This window comes from Peribacillus sp. NJ4, assembly GCF_030348345.1.
Classification (GTDB): Bacteria; Bacillota; Bacilli; order Bacillales; family DSM-1321; genus Peribacillus.
In genome coordinates this window covers 176230-198304 of record NZ_JAUCFQ010000007.1, presented here as the reverse complement: position 1 = coordinate 198304, position 22075 = coordinate 176230, and the positions used below count along the sequence as shown (strand labels likewise).

The 22075-nt window shown below is 37.2% G+C and carries 14 protein-coding genes and 5 pseudogenes; 8 read left to right on the top strand and 11 right to left on the bottom strand.

The annotated features are described in order from the left end of the window. Window positions 1–591 precede the first annotated feature (591 nt). On the top strand, window positions 592–795 hold the full coding sequence (locus tag QUF94_RS28470; RefSeq protein WP_289318983.1) for a hypothetical protein: 204 nt from the start codon (window positions 592–594) through the stop codon (window positions 793–795). A 1119-nt stretch (window positions 796–1914) separates the two neighbouring features. On the opposite strand, the gene QUF94_RS28465 is transcribed toward QUF94_RS28470, so the two are convergent. After that, window positions 1915–2403, bottom strand: a complete 489-nt coding sequence (locus QUF94_RS28465) for a hypothetical protein (protein ID WP_289318982.1) — start codon at window positions 2401–2403, stop codon at window positions 1915–1917. 987 nt (window positions 2404–3390) lie between these two features. On the opposite strand from QUF94_RS28465, the gene QUF94_RS28460 reads away from it, so the two are divergent. The 4 genes from QUF94_RS28460 (at window position 3391) to rfbG (ending at window position 7277) form a co-directional block, all read left to right on the top strand. Next, entirely contained in the window at window positions 3391–3564 is a 174-nt protein-coding gene (locus QUF94_RS28460; protein WP_289318981.1) for a hypothetical protein, read from the top strand. Window positions 3565–3898: 334 nt separating this feature from the next. Continuing rightward, complete coding sequence (locus QUF94_RS28455) at window positions 3899–4702, top strand: WcbI family polysaccharide biosynthesis putative acetyltransferase (protein ID WP_289318980.1); 804 nt, start codon at window positions 3899–3901, stop codon at window positions 4700–4702. 476 nt (window positions 4703–5178) lie between these two features. Continuing rightward, window positions 5179–5916: a hypothetical protein gene (locus QUF94_RS28450; protein ID WP_289318979.1), complete on the top strand. Its 738-nt coding sequence runs from the start codon at window positions 5179–5181 to the stop codon at window positions 5914–5916. 275 nt (window positions 5917–6191) lie between these two features. Next, window positions 6192–7277: a CDP-glucose 4,6-dehydratase gene (rfbG, locus tag QUF94_RS28445; protein WP_289318978.1), complete on the top strand. Its 1086-nt coding sequence runs from the start codon at window positions 6192–6194 to the stop codon at window positions 7275–7277. A 351-nt stretch (window positions 7278–7628) separates the two neighbouring features. Here the strand turns inward: rfbG and rfbF are convergent, their stop codons facing one another. The 3 genes and pseudogenes from rfbF to QUF94_RS28430 all read right to left on the bottom strand — a co-directional run. Further along, window positions 7629–8402 carry a glucose-1-phosphate cytidylyltransferase gene (rfbF, locus tag QUF94_RS28440; RefSeq protein ID WP_289318977.1) on the bottom strand — a complete coding sequence of 258 codons (774 nt, stop codon included), beginning with the start codon at window positions 8400–8402 and terminating at the stop codon, window positions 7629–7631. Between the two features lie 813 nt (window positions 8403–9215). After that, the gene (locus QUF94_RS28435; protein ID WP_289318976.1) at window positions 9216–10196 is read right to left on the bottom strand and encodes a hypothetical protein; all 981 of its coding nucleotides are present in this window, start codon (window positions 10194–10196) and stop codon (window positions 9216–9218) included. A 932-nt stretch (window positions 10197–11128) separates the two neighbouring features. Next, window positions 11129–11437: pseudogene (locus tag QUF94_RS28430) on the bottom strand (alpha-helical endospore appendage domain-containing protein); the annotation flags it as partial. A gap of 515 nt (window positions 11438–11952) precedes the next feature. Here QUF94_RS28430 and QUF94_RS28425 point away from each other — a divergent pair. Continuing rightward, window positions 11953–12240 carry a tyrosine-type recombinase/integrase gene (locus QUF94_RS28425; protein WP_289318975.1) on the top strand — a complete coding sequence of 96 codons (288 nt, stop codon included), beginning with the start codon at window positions 11953–11955 and terminating at the stop codon, window positions 12238–12240. A 272-nt stretch (window positions 12241–12512) separates the two neighbouring features. Here the strand turns inward: QUF94_RS28425 and QUF94_RS28420 are convergent, their stop codons facing one another. Further along, entirely contained in the window at window positions 12513–13604 is a 1092-nt protein-coding gene (locus QUF94_RS28420; RefSeq protein ID WP_483313702.1) for a CotH kinase family protein, read from the bottom strand. A gap of 299 nt (window positions 13605–13903) precedes the next feature. Here QUF94_RS28420 and QUF94_RS28415 point away from each other — a divergent pair, with 299 nt between their 5' ends. Together QUF94_RS28415 and QUF94_RS28410 are read left to right on the top strand one after the other, a co-directional pair. Then, window positions 13904–14224 carry a hypothetical protein gene (locus QUF94_RS28415; RefSeq protein WP_289318973.1) on the top strand — a complete coding sequence of 107 codons (321 nt, stop codon included), beginning with the start codon at window positions 13904–13906 and terminating at the stop codon, window positions 14222–14224. Between the two features lie 487 nt (window positions 14225–14711). Continuing rightward, a pseudogene (locus QUF94_RS28410) lies at window positions 14712–15043 on the top strand (YmaF family protein). A gap of 77 nt (window positions 15044–15120) precedes the next feature. Here QUF94_RS28410 and QUF94_RS28405 read toward each other — a convergent pair. From QUF94_RS28405 to QUF94_RS28380, 6 genes and pseudogenes are all read right to left on the bottom strand, one after another. After that, a pseudogene (locus tag QUF94_RS28405) lies at window positions 15121–15524 on the bottom strand (DUF1259 domain-containing protein). 1373 nt (window positions 15525–16897) lie between these two features. Beyond that, a pseudogene (locus tag QUF94_RS29190) lies at window positions 16898–17206 on the bottom strand (alpha-helical endospore appendage domain-containing protein); the annotation flags it as partial. An 841-nt stretch (window positions 17207–18047) separates the two neighbouring features. Next, window positions 18048–18982: pseudogene (locus QUF94_RS28395) on the bottom strand (sugar kinase). Window positions 18983–19112: 130 nt separating this feature from the next. After that, entirely contained in the window at window positions 19113–19865 is a 753-nt protein-coding gene (locus QUF94_RS28390) for a TIGR04325 family methyltransferase (protein WP_289318972.1), read from the bottom strand. Window positions 19866–20056: 191 nt separating this feature from the next. Beyond that, complete coding sequence (locus QUF94_RS28385) at window positions 20057–20848, bottom strand: hypothetical protein (RefSeq protein ID WP_289318971.1); 792 nt, start codon at window positions 20846–20848, stop codon at window positions 20057–20059. Between the two features lie 86 nt (window positions 20849–20934). After that, window positions 20935–22065: a DegT/DnrJ/EryC1/StrS family aminotransferase gene (locus QUF94_RS28380; RefSeq protein WP_289318970.1), complete on the bottom strand. Its 1131-nt coding sequence runs from the start codon at window positions 22063–22065 to the stop codon at window positions 20935–20937. Window positions 22066–22075 lie beyond the last annotated feature (10 nt).

Below are 22075 nucleotides of genomic sequence, written 5' to 3'. Positions count from 1 at the left end.
AACCGCCCTGCGTGTCAGGGACCTTCTCAAACTTACCACACAACAGATACTGGACCTCAAAGACAAACAAAACAAGATACTCCGAGTCATAGAAGGGAAAACACAAAAAATCCGTGACATGTATATCGCGAATTGATTTCAGGAGGTCCACTATTTTTCCCAAAACGCCGGGAATCCCTATTTATTCCCGTCCAGAAAGAGAGAACACCCCATATATCCTACGAAAAACGTTGGCTATTGATTTTACAAAGCCACAAAGGATATTGCCATGTTGCAATGGATCCTGCATCATTCTCATCCATCGTTACCTTGCGTTATTACGAAATCTATTTCACACATAGTCGAACAAGACACCATTACATATACAGCCATGAACGCTTTTAAACAAGCGATTCCAGAAGGAAAAGCAAAATAAAAAAGTGACAGTGTTACTGTTTATAAAATAAACTTTACTATTGCCTTTATTTTTATTCCTTGTAAAATTGGTATTGTTTAGGAGGTATACCCGTTATCTCCTAAATGTTTAAAAGGTAAATATGATTTCTTCACAGACTTTTGTAAAACACGTGGTTATATTTAATTAAAAAAGGATTGAAAAAAATGAAAAATTATAATGTTTTCATTACTTTTATTATTGCTTTCGTTCTGGCTTTAGGGGCTACCAATTTTTCTATTTTTAAAGGTTCAAAGTACTTGGTTTATTCATTATTAGAAATAGCATTTTTAGTGCCTATTGGAATGTTAGTTATTTACGGTATAGGAAAGATATTTAATCGATTTTTAATTAAAGGATAATTTAAAATGCAAGGTAAAAACCCTCCTGTTTTAGGGGGCTTTTTATTTACAAAGTTAGCTATAACTGTTCACCAACGGCAAGTTCGTAACATGCGGACTAATATAAGAAGGCCGTTGTTAATTGCCTAACTTATTCAATTGCAAGCAGGATCAGTTGGATGTACCAGTGGAGGATTGTCCACTCGGATTGATCTGTTTTCAAGTATCTATTCTCTCAGAAAAAAGAGAAACAACCCACTCCATAAAGATTTAAGCAGCAGAAACACCAAAAGCTCCAACAAGAACCGAGGATTTATAGCACTGAAAGAAATCCGTGGTTCCAGAAGCGTTTTTAAACTCGTACTCTAATCCTGAAAAAACGCAGCAAGTGGTCAACTATGTTAGACAGACCGGCCATTTAGATGAACCCCTTACTATTAACCGAGAGACAAACATGCTGACAGATGGCTATAGACGTTACATCATGGCTCAACAGCTTGAATTAGAGATCTTCCCTGTTGTATGAAAAAGAAACAGTTCTAGGCAAAAGCTAGAAACACAAGTATTTTAAGGGGTCTAGGAAGTCGAATAAGCTTTAAAACTACCACCTTACTTATTATACCGATTGCCGAATAAGTTTGATCCATGAATTTTTTTAAGGTTCCTGTGAAATAACGAACCAGATTGGTTTTAACCTTTCCTCGTTTATAGCCTCTAAGTTTATGGATAATAAATAAGTCCGTAAAGTGCTTCCACACTTGTACTTTTTCGAACGGTTCTATTACCGGTAAGAAACATTAGTCTAACCGAGTACTTTTAAAATATTAGTACTCGGTTGTGACTGAATTTTTTTAATAGCGGCATTCCACAACTCTGACATGTTTTATATGGCTTCATTATAAATTCTCCTACTAATGGTATTCTAAAAACAAATTATCTAACTAAACAAAGATAATTTCAGCTTCATTTCTAAGATCTGTGATGGTAATGCCCGTACCTTTATTTGCATGTCACGATTTGAACTATTTAAGACAATAAAAAATATCAAATTGCACTCTGCAAATGTTAAGATCAATGAACTGCTTAATGGTACGAATTCACTGTAACAGGGCAAGTTAGTTCAACTAATGACAATGGTTGCTAATTTAGTTCTTCTTGTTTCGCCTTAATCATTGAAGTGATTTTCTCCCTATACTTCTCATTCGTGAAAATTTCCAGCGTAGTCGTTGAGTGTAGTTTTGCATGTCTAGAAAAATTAGTAGACACCAGCCATCGACCACAATATGGACATGGAAGCTGTCCATTTACCTGCCATTGTGTCGTTATGAATCTATTTGTATTTGAATTTGAATTTCTTCTTGCGACCACTTTGACTACTTCCGTATCCATTTCGACTACATCATCATTCATTTTGTATTCATCTGAAGTTGCTAGTTCTTCTGATACACTCACTTTCTCACTCATTTCACGTTCTACTAGTAGACAAACAGCTTCACTGATAGATAGACCGAGTTCGGTGCAATAACCTTTAAAATCATAGTACAAGCTTTCTGGAAGGCGTGCGGTTAATACTTCTGTCTTGTCTTTTCTTCTCCGATTCCGTGCGAATTGTTCTAAGTATGTTGTCATGTAATCCCCTCCTAAACCCTCTTACTGATTTTATTCGGTATACATCATCTTATTACCTTCACATCACCATGTATACAATTCAAATCCTTATGCAGTCTTATAGATATATAAACAAATATACAAACGTTGGTAAGAAGTTTGAAAGTGCAAAAAATCAAAAAAAAAGAGCGTCCTGGTTGGATGCTTTAATGGATGGTCCCGGCATTCTACAGGGGCCATTTTTCTATAGATCCCATGGATACCGACACTCATTGTCATCAACTCCTTCCTTCACATCCGTTAATTTAGTACATGTTTTATATTCTGCTAAATCTTTAAAGTGACCAAAAAAAATTTCCATCGGTGCATTTTCAAGAACATTGATAAATGGATTATTCTGTAATTTTCACTAATATTCCTTCTTCAACCAACCTGCCCCTTTAGTTGCATAAAGAAAAAGCTACCTTAAAGACAGCTCCGATCTTCAGCTACGCACCAACAAGAAAAAAGGAGTTACCGAAGTAACTCACTTCAATTTTAATTTAACGCATCTTACGACAATAGAAATTCTTTCGTTATTTCTGCGTTCTTGTTCCTTTTCTTCTTTTTTTGCTGAAATGAACCATAACATCAGTTCAATACGTGTACATAATGTAAAAAGTTCAATATTAATCCTGTAAAAGCAAATAATAGTCCAATGTAAAAGTCCAAGGATTATCCTCTTTTTCAAAATCAAAGGTCCGGTAAGTAATAAAACCCAATAACAAAGATACGATAGGAATAATTATATACTGTGGCCCAAAAATAAAGGATGCTAAACCTAATAATAGAGTTATCATCCCATAGTTATTATTCGTTTAAGCATCCCTTGAAAAATGATGGATATAACAAAATTAAGCTTACTATAATTATTAATTATTGGTTATCTTGTTTGTAAAAAAACCCGTAAGCACCATAAGGAATGTTAATGATTTAATCGTAGTAAGATTTCAGCTACATTGTTTATCCTTGATATTACATCCTCTTCATTCAACACAAAAGATTTATCATCATAATCAAGCCTATCAATCAATTGATGTACAGAGAGCGAAGGATTGTTTTGGATTTGAAGCAAAGGTAAGTTTAGAAGAAGGATTGAAAAAGACCATAGATTGGTATGTTCATCAGGATACAAGGCAATAGTGAATTTAAAATGTGTTCAATCCATGATTATCGCATTATTATTAGGCGGTATACCAAATTGCCAGCGAACCTCCTCGTGAAGTTTTCCCCCACCCAAATTACTAATGTTAAGCGGTGTGATTGGCAAGGAGGTTCTTTTTGCACAACCACTTTGTAGGGTTCGATTCCTGACCATAGATAATATTCGCTTTCTTAATTCCGAAGAGACTAGCCTGGTATGCGTGAAGAGTAGGGAAAAATCACATTATTTTGATAATGCTATTAATCTAATCACAAATGAATTATTTTCTTCATAAAATAAAGTGTACAAGCATTTTAAGTGGAGGGAAATATAGTGAAATATTGTATTGTATATGGGAACTGTCATGTATGGCCCATTCGAAAGTATTTAACATCATCAACTACTTTTAACCAGATTTATCAAATGATTGAAATACCACCAGTACATGAATGTAATATGGAAACAGGGATAGAACAGCATTATTTAAACCAATGTGATTTATTCATTTATCAAAATGTAGGTAATTCATTTGGCGAGTATTTGTCCACAAACTATATATTATCTAAGCTTCCTGACAAATGTAAACGCATAAGTATAGGCAATGCTTATTTTGTTCCTTATTATCCCCAACTTGAAACAGCAACGGATGGATTTCCATATTGTGATAAGAATGTCATTCGTTTATTACAGCAGGGGCTCAATAAACAACAAGTACTTAACTTAATATCGGATGACGATTTCTACTCTTTCAACGAAATTCAATCGCTGTTGCTAGATTCCATCAATGAATTGAGAAGACGGGAAGCATCCATAGATATTCCAATTGTGGATTACATCGAACATACCTATAAAATCTATCATATATTCTGCACAATAAATCATCCCCAATATCCGCTTATTCAGTATTTATCCATGAGAATTCTTGAAACATTGGGAATACCCAGCGGAGAACTGCTCCATTATGTCTATGACATCTTTAATGACCATATTCATCCCATCTATCCAAGCGTAATAAAGCATTTAGGACTAACCACGATAAAACCAAGTGACAGATGCTTCACAATTGGCCATCAAAAGTTAACTTTCCAGGAATATATCGGCAAATATATTGATTATATTCAAAGTAGACAAAATTGAGCATCCTCCCAAACACCCTTGGAAAGATGTACAAAGCAAATTATTCACTTATCAAATAAAATGAATATTTTGAGCTGTCCGTCTAGGAATGGGTGGTCTACTTAAATTATATGGTGCATATAATTTTGGGATAATTTAAAAAAGATGAACATGTGATTACAAAAAAAAGGTCCATCATTACCTGTTCTGAAAAGGTGAGTGAAAATAAACATTTAATACTACAGGTCAGTTCCTTTGTTCCGCTGCCTGATTTTTTTCAGAAAATTCGGCTTGAGCCCATAAAAGATTGAGGGGTGTTGCTTATGTTCAAAGATGCATTTTATTTTGCAAAATTTAGATCTCAAGTTGACCCGATAAAGCTGCCATAATATTTACGAAAAAACACTGTGATTAAACAAAGGCCGTGTGATCCGACAAATGGTAATACATGGATCTCACTTAAAACTCAGCAAAAGCGTAGAAGAGGGAGTGATTTAGTGACTGCAAAGGTTGACCTGTTTTATAAAACTTATCCAGGGGACGAGGAATGGCTGAATTTTTCCATTCGATCGGTAAACAAGTTCGCTCAAGGATTTCGGCAAATTGTAATCGTATCGACTCGAGGCCACAACTATAATCCTCCTCCCGGAAATATCCCTGTAAAATATATAGAGCTTGAGCAGCCTCCAGATAATGGTCTCTATCCCAATGGGGTCGGCTATTGGTGGCAAATGGGCATCAAATTAAGTTGGGATCAATTTACGGATGCAGACGCGGTGGTGGTTGTCGATTCTGACCAAGTATTTTTTGAAGACTTTTCCCCTTCCTTATGGATGTTGGGCGACAAAATTAAATGGTTGCGCCAGCCCTGGTCCGAGGTAGGAGATGGAACTGTTTGGAAACAAGGCTCGGACTATGTTATAGGAAAAGAAACACCGTTTAGCTATATGGTTGCTCCTGGATTTTATTTCACCAGGCAAGCAACTCAGTTATTTGCGAATTTCATAAAGCTTCGGTTTGCTCAAACTCCCGAACAGTTTTATCTTGATTTGAAACATCCGCGCACATCGGAGTTTGTACCGTTCGGGGCTTTTATTGATGAAATCAACCATTATGAATATGATTTTTTTCATCCCAAGGAATTTAATTACAAGCCCTGGCCAATCAAACAATATTGGAGTTGGGGCAGAGTCTCTGATGAAATTCGAAGAGAGATTGAGGGAATACTAAAATGAGTCACTGGGACAAATTAACTACAGCTATCTACCAATTAGCTTTACTCCCAAGAGGTATTAATAGAAATCTTCCATTGTGTCAAAATCTCGACTTTCGTGATTATTTTCAATAAGTTGGATAAGTATAGATGCCCTTTCATATAATGTTTTATCTCAAAAGTGATTGTATCCAATTCCCGATTGGTAGGGCCTGCAGCCAACAACCCGCTCGAGAGGTGAATTTTTGGGGGCGTAACTTACCCAATCAATTCTGAATGGCAAAGGAGAAATTTGTTATGATTGATAAGACCTTTTGGAAGAATAAAAAAGTTTTAATTACAGGATCTACTGGCTTTAAAGGATCCTGGCTGTGCCTTTGGCTGCAGTCACTTGGCGCAAAGGTTACCGGATTTACCCGGAAGCCTCCTACGAATCCCAGCTTATTTGAATTATGCGAAATCGATAAATTGGCGCACTCAATACTAGGAGATATAAGGTCAAAAGAAGACTTGCAGGAAGCTATTATGACTACACAACCGGATATTGTCATTCATATGGCCGCCCAGCCCATTGTAAGGGCATCCTATCAGATTCCCGCTGAAACATATGAAATCAATGTCATGGGCACCGTAAATCTTCTGGAAGCCGTCCGTGTGGCTGTCCAAAATAATATACCCATCAAAGCCGTCATTAATGTTACGAGTGACAAATGTTACGAAAACAAAGAGTGGATATGGGGATACCGCGAGGTGGATGAATTGGGAGGATACGATCCCTACGCCAACAGCAAAGCATGCTCCGAACTGGTCACTATGTGTTACCGAAATTCTTTTTTTAACCCTGACGAGTATGATGTTCATGGTGTTGCCATCGCTTCGGTACGGTCAGGAAATGTAATCGGTGGTGGGGATTGGGCATCTGATCGTTTGATTCCTGATTTCATCAGGTCGCTAATGGAAGATTCAAAGCTGAAAATTCGAAATCCAGGCGCCATTCGTCCATGGCAACACGTGCTTGAGCCTTTGGGAGGATATCTCCTGCTAGCCCAAAAACTGTGTGAAGATGGAAAGTATTTTTCACAAAGCTGGAACTTTGGGCCAAATGATTCCGATGCGAAACCGGTTGAGTGGATAGTACAAAAGTTGTGTGACAAGTGGGGGGGAAATGCCTCGTACGAAATCGAGCTGGATGCCCAAAGACATGAAACACACTATTTAAAGGTAGATTGTTCAAAGGCAAAGAGCGAATTAGGTTGGGAGCCCAAATGGAATCTTGATCAAGCGCTTGACCGCATCATCGAGTTTACACACGCATATCAACAAAATAAAAATCTCAGATCCCTATGTTTAAAACAAATTGAACAATACTGTGCGACTGATTAAAGTTGCCTAAATTATAATGAGGCCAACGGTAATAATAATAATAATAGTGGTAACCGACACTGCCGTTGGCCATTTCAACAAAAAAACGGGAATAGTTTTGGGTAATCACCTTATTGGCCTTTTAATTAAATGATAGGTTATTATTCAAATTAAATATTGGGATGTGGTTAATCGGTACAAGTTTCAGTAATGAGGATAGAGTTTCTTATTCTATAAAAATAAGACTGACAAAAAACCGAATATAGGCTTTTCCATTACCTTAATAAAATACCTTTATGAATTAAGTAATGTACTAGCTCAAATGTAAATTCAATGAAACATAGACAATTTCGTTTTAATTACAATTAACTATTACCAAATTTTCCACGGAGCCTTTTTTGATTTCCATAATTCTTCCAAACTTTTTTTGTCACGCAATGTATCCATCGGTTGCCAAAAGCCGGTATGCTTGTAAGCCATCAATTGTCCTGCATTTGCTAGGTCCTCTAATGGTCCCTGTTCAAAAATCGTAGAATCTCCCTCAATGTAATCAAAAACTTCGGGCTGCAAGATAAAGAAACCGGCATTTATCCAACCTTCATCCCCTCTAATTTTTTCATGAAAAGCCTCAACTCTTTGTTCCTCTCCCAATGTTAAGGAGCCGAACCTGCCGGCTGGCTGGATTGCGGTAACAGTAGCTATTTTACCGTGTTTTTTGTGAAAATTCACCAACTGATCTATATTGATGTCTGAGACTCCGTCTCCATAAGTAAGCATAAAAGGATTATTTCCTATATACTTTCGAATTCTCTTTAGACGGCCTCCAGTCATCGATTCCAAACCAGTTTCCGCAAGAGTGATTTTCCATGGTTCGGCGTTGTGATGATGGATTGTTTGTTGATTGCTTTTACAAAAATCTACGGTAATATCGGATTTGTACAGAAAGTAATTTAAAAAATAGTCTTTAATCTTGTATCCCTTATATCCTAAGCAAATAATAAATTCATTATATCCATACTTGGAATAGCTTTTCATAATATGCCAAAGAAGCGGATATTCTCCGATTTGAATTAATGGCTTTGGTATTAAGCGGGATTCTTCACTTATTCTCGTTCCGAATCCTCCCGCTAGAATAACTACTTTCATTGCGTATATCCCCTTTTCTTCTCTTTCGCCGTCCAGTTACATAATTAGGCTTAACTGCAGAGTTTAATGAGCCTTCAAATGGTGTTAGTGACTCTCGAAATAGATTATCTACGACGGTATTCAAGTGTTTTAGCCTTGTTCCCTGTTCCTCCTGCAAGAATGATTCCTCTTAATTTAAGACACTCCCCTGTAAAATGTATCTAAACAATTATATGCAAAAGATGTAAATTTGGAACATTAACTGCTGGTGGGTGTGTTTCCCAACCTCTTTGCTTAAATACTTCATACTAAATTCTTTGTAGTATCGAAGGGAGTTCATTAATCCGGTTACCGATTGTATGATAATTATCATGACCGTACATTCAAAAGCAAATAAAAGAACAGCAAAAGCAGTCCATATCCTTATCGCGTTTCTTGTTATTAATATCCTTGTTCACCGTGTTTAAAGCAGAAAACTTCCCCATGCTGAAAATACGCCAATTTTTTGTTCCCTCTTTATTAGCTATGCATAAGTTGTATCAAAACCTAATCTGGAGACGAGATTAGATGAAATGATGAACAATGAGGGTAGCCCAAGACCACTAGATTTACCTCGTATTTCTTATATGGGTTAAATACAGGTTGATAATTTTGAACTAGATTTTCTTTATCTAGATATCCTTGGAGATAGCGCACGGGGAGGTATATATGATGCAACAAGACAGGTCAATTTATCAAAAAAATGTCCCTAATTGGATGTATGATAAGAGTATTGGGCGGCTAATATACTAGTTTTCAAATAAAGAAGAAGGGGCTTTCACAGCCTCTTCTTCTTTATTTAGTTTCATCTTCATTTTTATTACTACTACCGCTATTAGCTACAAACATTGCAATCTGCGCCTTTTTTTCTACATCTAAATCAAGTGTATCGATTATGCTAAAAGGCGATTTTAATAGAAGTGGTTGTGGTTGTGAAATCTTCGTTAGTTCGTGTAAGATTTTATTTGAAGTCTGATCCTGCTGTTTAATTAACTGATTCTGAAGTTGAACCTGAAGTTCCTTCTGTTGTTGTTCTTGGAGTTGGAGTTGGACTTGAATATTTTCTAGTGGTTGTGAACTCTTCGTTATTTCGTGTAAGATTTTATTTGAAGCCTCATCTTGTTGTTTAATTAACTGATTCTGAAGTTGGACCTGAAGTTCCTTCTGTTGTTGTTCTTGGAGTTGGAGTTGGACTTGAATATTTTCTAGTGGTTGTGAACTCTTCGTTAGTTCGTGTAAGATTTTATTTGAAGTCTCATCTTGTTGTTTAATTAACTGATTCTGAAGTTGGACCTGAAGTTCCTTCTGTTGTTGTTCTTGGAGTTGGAGTTGGACTTGAATATTTACTAGTGGTTGTGAAATCTTCGTTATTTCGTGTAAGATTTTATTTGAAGTCTCATCTTGTTGTTTAATTAACTGATTCTGAAGTTGAATCTGAAGTTCCTTCTGTTGTTGTTCTTGGAGTTGGAGTTGGACCTGAAGTTCCTTCTGTTGTTGTTCTTGGAGTTGAAGTTGGACTTGAATATTTTCTAGTGGTTGTGAAATCTTCGTTATTTTGTGTAAGATTTTATTTAAAGTCTCATCTTGTTGTTTAATTAACTGATTCTGAAGTTGAACCTGAAGTTCCTTCTGTTGTTGTTCTTGGAGTTGGAGTTGGACTTGAATATCTTCTAATATATGGTTAAAATCATCATGCTTTTTATCATCCTTATGATCCTTCTTATATTTCTTCTTTTTGTCTTCCTTGTATTTATCTTTATGATCATTTTTACACATTAGGTTCCCACCCTTTTTCGCTATTTAATGGTTCTGAAATCACTTGAATTTCCTATTGTGTAGTAGGAAAAATCGTCTTTTCAATTGACATAATACTCACCTTTTATGTTTTAGTAAATCACTTACGTTCCAGAATCAGTTTAAGGACAATCGGAGAGAGCTATTTGACCATTTCCAAGTGGTGTTGTCGACATGAATATGTTGCCGTTTCCGATTATTATTACAGTAATGCTCTTGTTATTCATTATATTGTCGACATTGAGGGTGTACGCAGGAGTAGCACCAAACAAACCAGGGTTGTCGGTAGTTCCTTGACCCGTTATTGACACAGTGCTACCCAGACAACTAGGAACGGTAAAGGTAGTTGCCGTGAAAGTAAATGCAGGGACCATAAATGATCCACCGTAAAGGGTTATTAGTTGGTGTTTAACACGAACATATAAGACCGTAATAGTTAACTGATCCTGGTGGGTCTTGAAGGTCTCCGTTAAACATAACTGTTGTGGTTGCTAAGCCTGAACCTCTGGTATATCAAAATCGACTCCCGATGCCCCACCTTGCGTTACTTCACAATCACAAAGTGTTGTTTGACAGTTAACAATAATAATAGTGACACTTGCAGTTACTCCAGGAAAAGCAGGAAGCGTAGCGGTAATAGTTACTGTCCCAGGTCCGTCAGTAGCTGTAAAAATAGGGTTGATGACAAAGTTACCCGAAGCATTAGTTGTAGTAGAAGCAGGAGCTATAGAGCCAAGAGCGGGATTACTTACTGAAAAATTCACTTGTGTACCTACTGGAGAGGGACTACCATTCACCAACACTTGACCAGTAAGAGTTGCAGTATTAGATCCTGTTCCAAAAGCACATATTGTTGTAGATGGATCAACATTCAAGGTAATAGTCGCTGTGGGTGGAGGAGGAGTTGGGGGAATAGTTGTTAACAAATCCAGAACGTTTTCAAACTTGAACTCCAGCAGCATTTCTTTCTTGATCACATCACGAAGCGTTCTTTGAACACTTGCATCAACAGCAAGAAGATTGGGTAACGAAACCACTGCAAGAGAAAGTGTGGTTCCTGTTGGTAATGTTCCTAAAACAAATTGAAGCTTCTCTGCCTCAGCATTGATGATGTGAGCGAGGGCTAATTCTTCAAGAGCAATGGAAGCCAAAAGTAACGGTACAGTCTGAGCAGCCGTAATCGAAATGGTTGGTGTAATATTAGGGATGTTTGGAAAAGACAAATAACTATCTAGACATTCTATCTATAGGTATTCAACAAACCTTTGAATGACTGAGCGTTTGTCATGTGTAAACGTTAAACTTATACCACCTTGCAAAAAAAATTCAAAAAAACCACTTATATAGGAAAATAGTCATCCGTTTGTAAAAATACAATTTTACGAACGTTGTAATTTGTCCTTAAAACTACCGTTTTTCGTTAAAGTATTGATGAACTTTGCGAACTTCTATGTACTTTTATGGACGTTCTGAACGGTATAAATGCACCTCTTTTAGGGCGGACACTTTTTATATGGGATTTTCTTTTTTATCAATATAGCGGTAGAAAGCACTGAATTAGCCAAGAAAAGCACAATACCCACTAGATGCACTCCGTTATATAACCCATTCTGGGTCGTTTACAACTATGAAGCACTTAGTCCTACAGTAGGCTCCTCTCATAGTGGAGTTAAAAAAGGCAAAACGCAAAAAATCCGCGACATGTATATCGCGAATTGCTTTCGGGAGGTCTATGACTATGCCAAAAACGTCCCGATCCCCTATTTATCCCGTCAGAAAGGGTACCCCTACTCAGGCCTACCGGCAGTTAAATAAGGCGGCAGGCTTCGCTGAGGTAGAACATGTCGGCAACCATACCTTACGGAAAACGTTTGGCTATTGGTTTTACAAAGCCACGAAGGATATTGCCATGCTGCAACGTATCCTGCATCATTCGCACCCTTCCGTTACCTTACGCTATATCGGCATTACGGAAGAAGAAACAAATAACGTATTGAAAACTTTTAGTGTCTTTCATAGTTCATGACAAATGAATGGCCTCTTTTTAGTAAGGTATCTTTTCATAACTTCATTTTTTTTGAATCTAAACTAAAATTTATTGTGTTATTTCAACTTAGTCAAACATAAATGCTCTTTTTCGATAGCTCATTGAAATGATTAATCCTCTTCATCCATCAGGTACGATATATCATGAAGAAAGACCTCACCCCGGTAAATTTCTGACTCCATAATCCGCACTGTAATCTCGGCTTGTTTTTTCTTATTTCATTCTGTGGTGGGGTATCGCCTATTGTACAATTAATCTAATGTATATAATTGGCTGCTAATATACTTTGCCCTCGCTTCAATATATTGGCATATAAAATCTGGTTCTTTATCAAATAGATGGATCTGTTCCTTTACATAGGGGTCTTTTAGAACATAGGGCCTTATGAGCTCAAAAGTTTCCTGGATTTTAGGTTTCATAAATTCTAAAGTAAACTGGTTACTTAAGATATCTTCTAATCTTTTTTTGTATTGGTTTCGAAATGTTTTCACATCAAGAATCCGTGCCGTTAACGTATTAAATCCCTCAATTCTCACATAGTCTTCGTCCATGACTTCTCCATTTATATCCCTTCCCCATGTAGCGTCATAATCCCAGGGAATGACTTCAAAAAGTCCCGTTTCTCCATTCCGATATAACGCATAGTTATGAACGAATCCATCGTAATTTTGCGTGAAAATAACACCTGCGAGCCAGCAAATATACTTTTCAACGTTTATATAATTTACAATCTCCTTTTCAAAGTCTACTCTTGGGATCGTATTGATTTTTATGATTAATTCCTGTAAGGCATTCTCATCCTGAGCTGTCCCACATTTTCTCTCATATCCAAACTCAAGCGATTTCTTTATATCTTGATCAAGTTCACTCATTAACGAGAAGTTAGCGTCACCATCCACAGCATAAAATATAGCTCCTTTTGGCAGTTTTTGATTCTCTAAAAAATACTCATCGACGGATTCTAATTCTAGATAAAGGCCCTCATTTTTCCCATTTATCATTAAGAAAACAAACCGGGATTTCGGGGATAAACATCCAATTTCCTTAAAAAAATCTAAGGATAATTTATTTCTTATGAATGATGGATCCTTATATTCTGCGTTTAAATGCCATTCTTTTGCGTTTCGAAAAGTATTTGGTTTGTGAAAAGCTATATGATACGACTTTTTGCGAAAACCACGAATATGAGAGCCACGGTAAGCTAGATCGATGTCATACCTTTTTTTGTTTACGTTTAGCGTTGCAGTAATTGGATCATCACACCAAATATCCCTGCGTAGCTCAGAAAAATCCAAAGGATGAATAAAAAACTTATATTCAGGTAGTTTCTTAGCATGATCCACAGGCATCCTTCCCCTTTCTTTTTCCTATACTCTATGCCAAAAGGGCTGTAAAGGATATTTTTGTCAGTGAGGCGTTTGTCTAGTACCTCTCTCGTACAAACCACATAGTTTATAGAGGGAAAAGAAACGCATTAATATGTTTTGTTTCATTTACTATGAAATGGAGGTAATGAGTATGTCAAATGATATACAAAGAGCGGTAAACAGGGCTAATTCAATGGGTTTAAGTGACTTCATGTTCCAGGGTCCACGATCAAACTGCCGTTCTAGAAGAAGAAATACAAATAGGCGCAATACATGTGATAATCGTCGTCGCACTAGCCGCCGGTGCACTAGCCAGAACCGTCGTCGTCGTACTAGTCGTCGGTGCACTAGCCAGAACCGTCGTCGTCGCACTAGTCGTCGGTGCACTAGCCAGAACCGTCGTCGTCGCACTAGTCGTCGGTGCACTAGCCAGAACCGTCGTCGTCGCACTAGTCGTCGGTGCACTAGCCAGAACCGTCGTCGTCGCACTAGCCGCCGGTGCACTAGCCAGAACCGTCGTCGATGTTGCCGGAACCGGAATTGTCTGTTTGGAAATCGACAAAGATGTTGCTTTGGATTCTGGAATTAAATATTAACAAACAAAGATTCTTTGATTAAAAATGAGGTGATAGGATCTTCTCTATCCTATGTAGGTTGCCAACCAGGCGCTTGTAAAGTGAAAATCTACAAAAGCTGAAGAAGTATCCTAATTCGAATTCATTTTGGACAAATCAAAAAGGATCCAGACAAATAAAGGCATGGAATGTTCCATGCCTTTAAGTTAAAGGTTAAATCCCCTCCAACCACTCCTAACTATCACTTTTTCCATACATATAGGTCGTAATTTTTTTAATCAAACTTTATTTCAGAGCTACAAGTTGAAGAAGAAAAATCAACAGCATTGTTTAACAGAGTCTACTTTAAAGAAGTAACAATTAAAAAACTTCGTAGAATTATAATTTTATGAAGTTTTTTAATTGTTATTTATAATATCCTGTGTAAATTTGTTGTTACGAATCTCCTTATTGTTCCAAGCATATAGTTTAAAGAAATTATGTTTATTTATGTACAAGGGGTGAATAGATTGAAAAAGGTAGAAAAAATGATTTTGTATCTGGTTTGTACCACATCATAATCATGGATCCGTTGATTATACATCCGTAGAGGACGGCCATGTCCATCAATGTCTAGATGTAACATCCCCGCCCATTCCATCACAAGAGGGAGAACATATTCATTATACAGAAGGATATTTGCTATTTGAGGATGGACATACCCATTATTATAAGGCATATTCGGGACCAGCCATTCCTGTTGGTAATGGAATGCACGTTCATTATTACGATTTTTACACAACGGAAGATGATGGGCATAGACATAGTATTAAAGATCAACTTGCTCCAGGGAATAAATAAGATACTTGATATACAAAAAGCTTTACATCAGAGGGATTGAAAATCCCCTTGATGTAAAGCTTTTCTCTGAAGTCTGACTACACTTTTAATAATTTAAATGCATCTCTTACTTTTTTAGCAAAATCCAGTGGTGGTCAACCGATTCAAAGTGCATATACATTGCCCGAGGTTCTTCAAATAACCAGTGATTATATAGATGTAACTAAAATGTCCCTTTTTCGAAATTCAGTTAATAACGGATTAACTTCTTCTTGTAAAAGAACTGTTTCCCCTAAATTTACGCATTCCCCCTACTATCAACATTTTCAAACGTGAAAAATTGCGGATTGACTAGTGGAGATTGCGTTCTACGGTCAAGTATAGTAAATCTAATATTACGAAACTTTTGTACCAAGCATACTCCTTCTGGAGTAATCATTCCCTCTCCACTTAAGATTCTTGCAAATTCCTGACATAATCTTTTTCGTTTTTCCGAACTCATAAAAAATCCCCTTTCAAAAAATAAAATTATTTTCCACTTTTTAATGAAATTCACGATTATTATATTCATCAGTTGACGAGGCTATTAGTTTAATACCCTCAACTTCTAATAATCTAGATTATATGAACATAAAAATCACTTCAGAGTTTGTTCTAAAGGGATTTTTGTAGAGTATTAGATACATGGACTACAGATCTACAGATTCTAGAAATGTAGCAAGAGAAGTTTTTTATGTCTTTAATTACTTACTAGCGTTCGTAAAATTGTACTTTTACGAACCTACAGCTTTCATAATTAGATAAATAAAGATGAAATAGAAAAAGCTCTAGTGGTTAATCTAGGGCTTTTTATTGATCATCTAGCAAACCCTTGCTACATCAAGGTTGTATAGAATCCTGAATAAACGATAAAAAACGACTAAGAACCAAACCCCTGATACACATGGGTTTGGCTTTTTTAGCTACTTCCTAAAAAATCACTTTTATGTAAACCTCACATGTATAACATATACATCTTTCCTTTATGATAAAATAGGAACCTATTGAGTATATAAATAAAAATGAACAACATTTTCTCCCATGTATGTATAAAAAACGAGCTAATATTAGCTCGTTTTTTGTTTCTATCATCAACCAATACCCATCTAGAAAAAGTAGTAGTATTAAATTCTCTTATGGAATCATTCACTACATATTCAGCAGTAGATAAAATAATAGTTACGAGTCGCAGTCAACAATAGTAATTGTGACGGTATTGCTGCTTGCTCCCAAAGCAGAAGCTGTAATCATGACTGTCCCAGGTCCGTCGGTAGATGTGAAAGTCGCAGTAAAGTTGCCAGATGCATCTGTAAAAGCAGGATTAGGGGCTACATTACCAAGGCCAGGAACATCTACTGTAAAGGAAACCGGTGTACCTGCTGGAGGGGGACTTCCATTCACCAACACTTGACCAGTAAGAATCGAGAAATTAGCCACTGGTACTGTACCCAATGCAGGAGGAGTACATATCGTGATTGGATCAGCCTCCAAGGTAATAGTTACACAGTTAACAATAGTAATAGTAACGGTATTGCTGCTTGCTCCCAAAGCAGAAGCTGTAATCATGACTGTCCCAGATCCATCGGTAGATGTGAAAGTCGCAGTAAAGTTGCCAGATGCATCTGTAAGAGCAGGATTAGGAGCTACGGTACCAAGAGCAGGATTATCTACTGTAAAGAAAACCTGTGTACCTGCTGGAGGGGGACTTCCATTCACCAACACTTGACCAGTAAGAGTCGAGGTAATAGGCACTGGCGATGGCGACACTCCAAAAGGTATACATATCGTGGTTGGATCAGCCTCCAAGGTAATCGTTACTGTGGGCGGAGGAGGAAGAGTTGCGATTAAATCCAGAACGTTTTCAAACTTGAATTCCAACAACATTTCCTTTTTGATGACGTCACGAAGGGTTCTTTGAACACTCGAGTCAACAGCAAGAAGATTGGGTAACGAAACCACTGCAGGAGAAAGTGTGGTTCCTGTTGGTAATGTTCCTAGAACAAATTGAAGCTTCTCTGCCTCAGCATTGATGATGTGAGCGAGGGCTAATTCTTCAAGAGCAATGGAAGACAAAAGTAGCGGTACAGTCTGAGCAGTCGTAATCGAAATGGTTGGTGTAATATTAGGGATGTTTGGAAAAGACAAAATGATTCACCTCTTTTTTAGTTTAGGAAGCCATAAACATGAGTGTATGGGTTTCCCATTTTGTTATTTGCATGGACAGAGATCTTTAATAGGACATTCTTTCTATAGTTATTCAACAAGCCTTTGAATGACTGAGCGTTTGTCATGTGTAGACGTTAAACTTATACCACCTTGCAAAAAAAATTCAAAAAAACCACTTTATATAGGGGTCTCGCCGACAAAACGTGGATATTATACGCTAAGAGCATGCAGGATTTTTTGAAAAATACTACCCGAACCTTGCATGGAGAATAGCCCTTAAATAGGTGAGAAGAAGAATCAAAAGCATTGTTTAACAGAGTCTATTTTAAAGAAGTAACAATCAAAAAAAGTTCGTAAAAGTGTACTTAAACGAACGCATAAATAAAAAAGAGTTAATATTAATTACTTATATAATACGCAAGATGGCGCTTGGCAGCAGTATCTAGGCGTCTTTTTTTCGTGATCCCCCAAGCCTGGATCTATTTGTTTACATTAGCGTGTGTAGTTCATAGTCCACTTTTAACCTTTGCTCATTCCTTGGCTAGGGCTTCTTAGTGTTGAAAAGGTATCAATATTAAGGGAAGTACAAGTCAATATGAATTCATTCTGAGGTTGGCAAAGTGATGCTTGATCCGGGATAGAAAGGAAGAAAGGACGTAGGGGTAGTTTATGTTCTAAAATATCAAATATTTAAAAATGAACCAGCACTCCCCACCAAACATTTTGGATAGTTTCATGATGAGATATTGGTATCTAGGCAATTAAATTTATAATTATAAAGAGTATAAATAATAGGGAGAGGGACAAATGGAAATTGCTATTAGTGCAGCCATAATCGGGGCAACTTCAGGTTTAATTGGTGCAACCATGGTAATCCATCAACATCACCATTCACCATTGTGACAAGCGCTCCAAGTGCATTTGCACGTTCTACCGCTTTGCTCAATTCCAATCCATCAAGTAAACCTAATAGGAAGCCAGCGGCAAATCCGTCACCTGCACCAACTGGATCGACTACCTGTTTGACAGGAAATCCAAGGATTAAAGCGCTCTCTTTTTTCGTAAAATAATAAGCACCTTCAGCACCCATTTTCATCACAACGACTGATGATCCATGATTTAAAAATAATTGTCCAAGTTTGTGAGGATCGCTTTCACCGAATAAAAATTCACCCTCAGCAACTCCAGGTAAAATGATATCAGACTCAGCAGCACTTGCTGTTTCCACGTCCCAAAGCTTTGTACGAAGGTTTGGATCAAACACAATTGTTCTTCCATTGTTTTTGCAAGTTTAATAGCTTCAAAGATTGTTTCTTTACAGCTTTCACTTAACGCTGGCGTGATACCTGTAATATGTAAGTATTTCGCTTCTGAAAGATATTCGTTATCAAGGTCACTAGGTGCTAACTTACTAGGCGCTAAACCTTTTCGATATTAATACACTCGCATATTATTTTGTCTACGTGGTTCTTTAAAATAAATACCCGTAGGTGCTTCCTGATCAAAAGCTACTTTACTCACATCAACATTTTCACCTTTTAAGAACGCAAAAATTACTTTTCCGAACTCATCATCACCTTGTTTACTAATCCAACCAGCATGATGACCTAATCTTGCAAGGCCAATGGCCACATTTGATTCAGCTCCACCAATCTTCTTCGTGAATTGAGTAGCATTTCGCATGAATTCTTCACTATCAGGAACATGTGAAAATATAATTATAATACCGTGTGGCCCATTCTTGTGGGTAATCATAACGAAAAAAGCGAAGCATCTTTACTAGAAACTCCGCTTTCCAACCCTTCCTGCCCACTGTATACCCTTATTTCCTATAAGTTCTTCCTATAACCATTCTTGTGCTTCAATTTGTTTAGGCCAGGTAAAACTATGAAAGTTTGCGAAGTAGCATTGCTTTACTTTTGGATTGCACACCATCCTCCAATTGAATCTTTTCGAATGAATCCGTTTCGTCTATCAGCTCGTATCGGCCATTAATAAAGCTGTGGAACCGATTGTAGTTAAAAAACCAGATAGGATAGCTGGCTTCGAAGATTTCGGGGGGGACAATCTGTACGGTAATCCGATCCGGCTGATCAATAAAAAACATGCGGTCAAAAACCATATACTTAAATCCATAATCCATCATTTCAGACAAAACCTCATATGGGCTTTCCAAGCATTGAAGAACTCCGGACAATAGAATCACATCCGGACTTTCTATGTTGCAGCACTCCTCGATCCGATCATAAAACTTCAGAACATCATCTTGAAACAGTTCCCGGCCACAGTCAACAAAATGTTCTTGTTCGACGATGTTCCATTTCAATTGACTAAAGTGATTCATAAAATTTCGACATTGAAAATAAGAAGATCCCAATGATCCACCGAAATCCATCACGTTCAGTTTATTTCCATTTGCCGATGCAATGTATAGCAAGTAAGTCAACAAAGGATAAGAATATTCAATTTTATCAAATAATACGGAATCCCTCTCGTAGACGGCCTCCCCTGATTTCACCTTTAGGATTGCATTTTTTACTTTTTCTAGAATAACCGGATTGTCATACCCTGTGGAATCCTCCACTGCTTCCCGCCATGATCCATAGTCTCCAAAGAAACCATATTTTCTCCCTGACATTTTCTCACCCCAGCCTTTGTCTATGATTTTCTTTTGAATAAGCTCTGTTAAAGAACAATGTTGATTTTCACCATTTTTGACTCACTCGTGCGAAATGGCCAATTCACACGATTCGAAAGAATCAGTGTTGACTACTTAAGAGCTCCGGTAATGTCATACTTCGAATTATCCTTAGGATAGTTGCTTTTGAATTAATCGTACAACTGAACAATGGTGTCTATTTGCTCACGTAAAGCTCGTATATACGGACCGTAGATAAGCGATATGACCTCTTCCGAAAGCCGATAGACGCCATAATCAAACTGATATGCGGTGTTCCAACTCAATTGATGAAAATGATAAAACACAATCGGCACTCCACAGACTTGAGGACCATCTGTAACCTCGTACTGTTGTACATTCCAGCAAGCAACACCGCCGCCTAAATGCTGTAAAACATGGATCCCTGTAAATAACTCCGGCCATTTGTCAAGATATTTTTGATCGCCAAATTTTCCGTTTTCGACTCTGTTATAACACCATTCCAGACAACGATCTCCCCACCATTGCAGAACTTTTAGGCCACGATCATCCGATTTGAATGTCATAAATTGAACACAATATATACCGAATTTATGCCTTTGATCATATTCGGGAGTATATCTATGTTCGGTGATCATTACCGAGCAATTGCTTTGATGAAATTCGTCTAACAGAATTGATGGCTTAGTAAAAAAATACAAATCTGCATCAAGATAAGTAACCTCTTTCACATCGTAATTGTCCAGTACATGACGAATCACGTGAGGGGTACAAGTCCAGTAATATTCTGTTTCCAAGCGAAGTTTCTTTACTTTTTTCAATTCATCGGTTTCAAATTCATTCAGTGTAATTAACACTATATTACTAAGATTTAAGCTTCTAAGCATTTCGTAAGCCAAATCATCAAAGCAAAATATAAAAAGTGTGAAACATTCTTCCGTCTGACGTAACGAATCATACATGGTTAGGCCGCGAGTCAAATAGTTCGAATTAAAGAGCGTACAAAAATAATGCACCAAGTTTCTTTCCCTTCAAAGTTTATTTATTTTTAAGCTAGTGAAAAAAACAAGCGAACCGTTTTAATCACATATTCTTGTTCTTTATAAGTCAATGCCGGATTCATTGGTAATGACAATATTCGATCGGCCACATCTTCAGTTACGGATAATTGTTTAACTGGATTTGAAGAAAACGTCGTTTGTTTATGAACAGGTACCGGATAATGAATCAGGGTGCCAATTCCATTTGAACGTAAGTATTCGACTAATCTATCACGGGTCAAACGATCTTGAAGTGCTATTACACATAAATGCCAGGCAGCCTTGCATCCTACGCAACGTTTTTGGAAAAATAGCGGTAAATCAGCGAACTCAGTACGATAAATATCCATGATTCTTGATTTTCTCTCATTCCATTTGTCTAAATAAGTTAATTTGATATTTAATATCTCAGCTTGGATTTCATCAAGACGACTATTAATGCCATGATTTAATTGCAGGTGATACCTGTCCTTCTGGCCGTAATTTCGAAGGATTTTTAAACGGCTGGCATTGTCCTCGCTTCTGCAAAAGACAGCGCCTGAATCGCCTAGAGCACCGATGTTTTTCGTTGGATAAAAACTGAATGCACCGTAATCGCCGATTGTTCCTGCATGAATGCCATTTAACCTTGATCCGTGAGCTTGCGCAACATCTTCAACGATTATAATTTCTTCCCTTTTAATATCCCGTAACAAGCTCTTTAGTTCGTATATATTTACCATATTTCCATAGAGATGAACAGGAACAATTGCCTTGGTTTGAGTCGTAATCGAGTATGCTACTTTAGAAATATCCATTACCCAAGTTTCGGAATCAATATCAACAAAAACAGGCTTTGCTCCTATCGCACAAATTGCGGCAACAGTTGGGATTGCAGTATGAGAAACGGTTATGACCTCATCTCCCGCACTAATACCGGCTGCAAGCAAAGATAATATCAACGCATCTGTGCCTGAATTACATCCTGTAACATAGCCTTGATCATAGCCAACCAGATAGCATGCTAATTCTTCTTCGAATTTCTTTACTGCCTGACCTAAAATAAATTCTCCACGATGAATAACGGTTTGCACAGCCCGATTAATCTCATCTTCAATTTCTAAATTTATTTTCTGTAAATTAAAAAATTGGATTTTCATGATTTCACCT

Excerpts from the sequence above, each read along its gene's own strand:
- QUF94_RS28385 (WP_289318971.1), bottom strand. The coding sequence starts at position 20,848 with ATGTATGATTCGTTACGTCAGACGGAAGAATGTTTCACACTTTTTATA.
- QUF94_RS28465 (WP_289318982.1), bottom strand. The coding sequence starts at position 2,403 with ATGACAACATACTTAGAACAATTCGCACGGAATCGGAGAAGAAAAGAC.
- QUF94_RS28435 (WP_289318976.1), bottom strand. The coding sequence starts at position 10,196 with ATGTGTAAAAATGATCATAAAGATAAATACAAGGAAGACAAAAAGAAG.
- QUF94_RS28380 (WP_289318970.1), bottom strand. The coding sequence starts at position 22,065 with ATGAAAATCCAATTTTTTAATTTACAGAAAATAAATTTAGAAATTGAA.
- QUF94_RS28390 (WP_289318972.1), bottom strand. The coding sequence starts at position 19,865 with ATGTCAGGGAGAAAATATGGTTTCTTTGGAGACTATGGATCATGGCGG.
- QUF94_RS28425 (WP_289318975.1), top strand. The coding sequence starts at position 11,953 with ATGCCAAAAACGTCCCGATCCCCTATTTATCCCGTCAGAAAGGGTACC.
- rfbG (WP_289318978.1), top strand. The coding sequence starts at position 6,192 with ATGATTGATAAGACCTTTTGGAAGAATAAAAAAGTTTTAATTACAGGA.
- rfbF (WP_289318977.1), bottom strand. The coding sequence starts at position 8,402 with ATGAAAGTAGTTATTCTAGCGGGAGGATTCGGAACGAGAATAAGTGAA.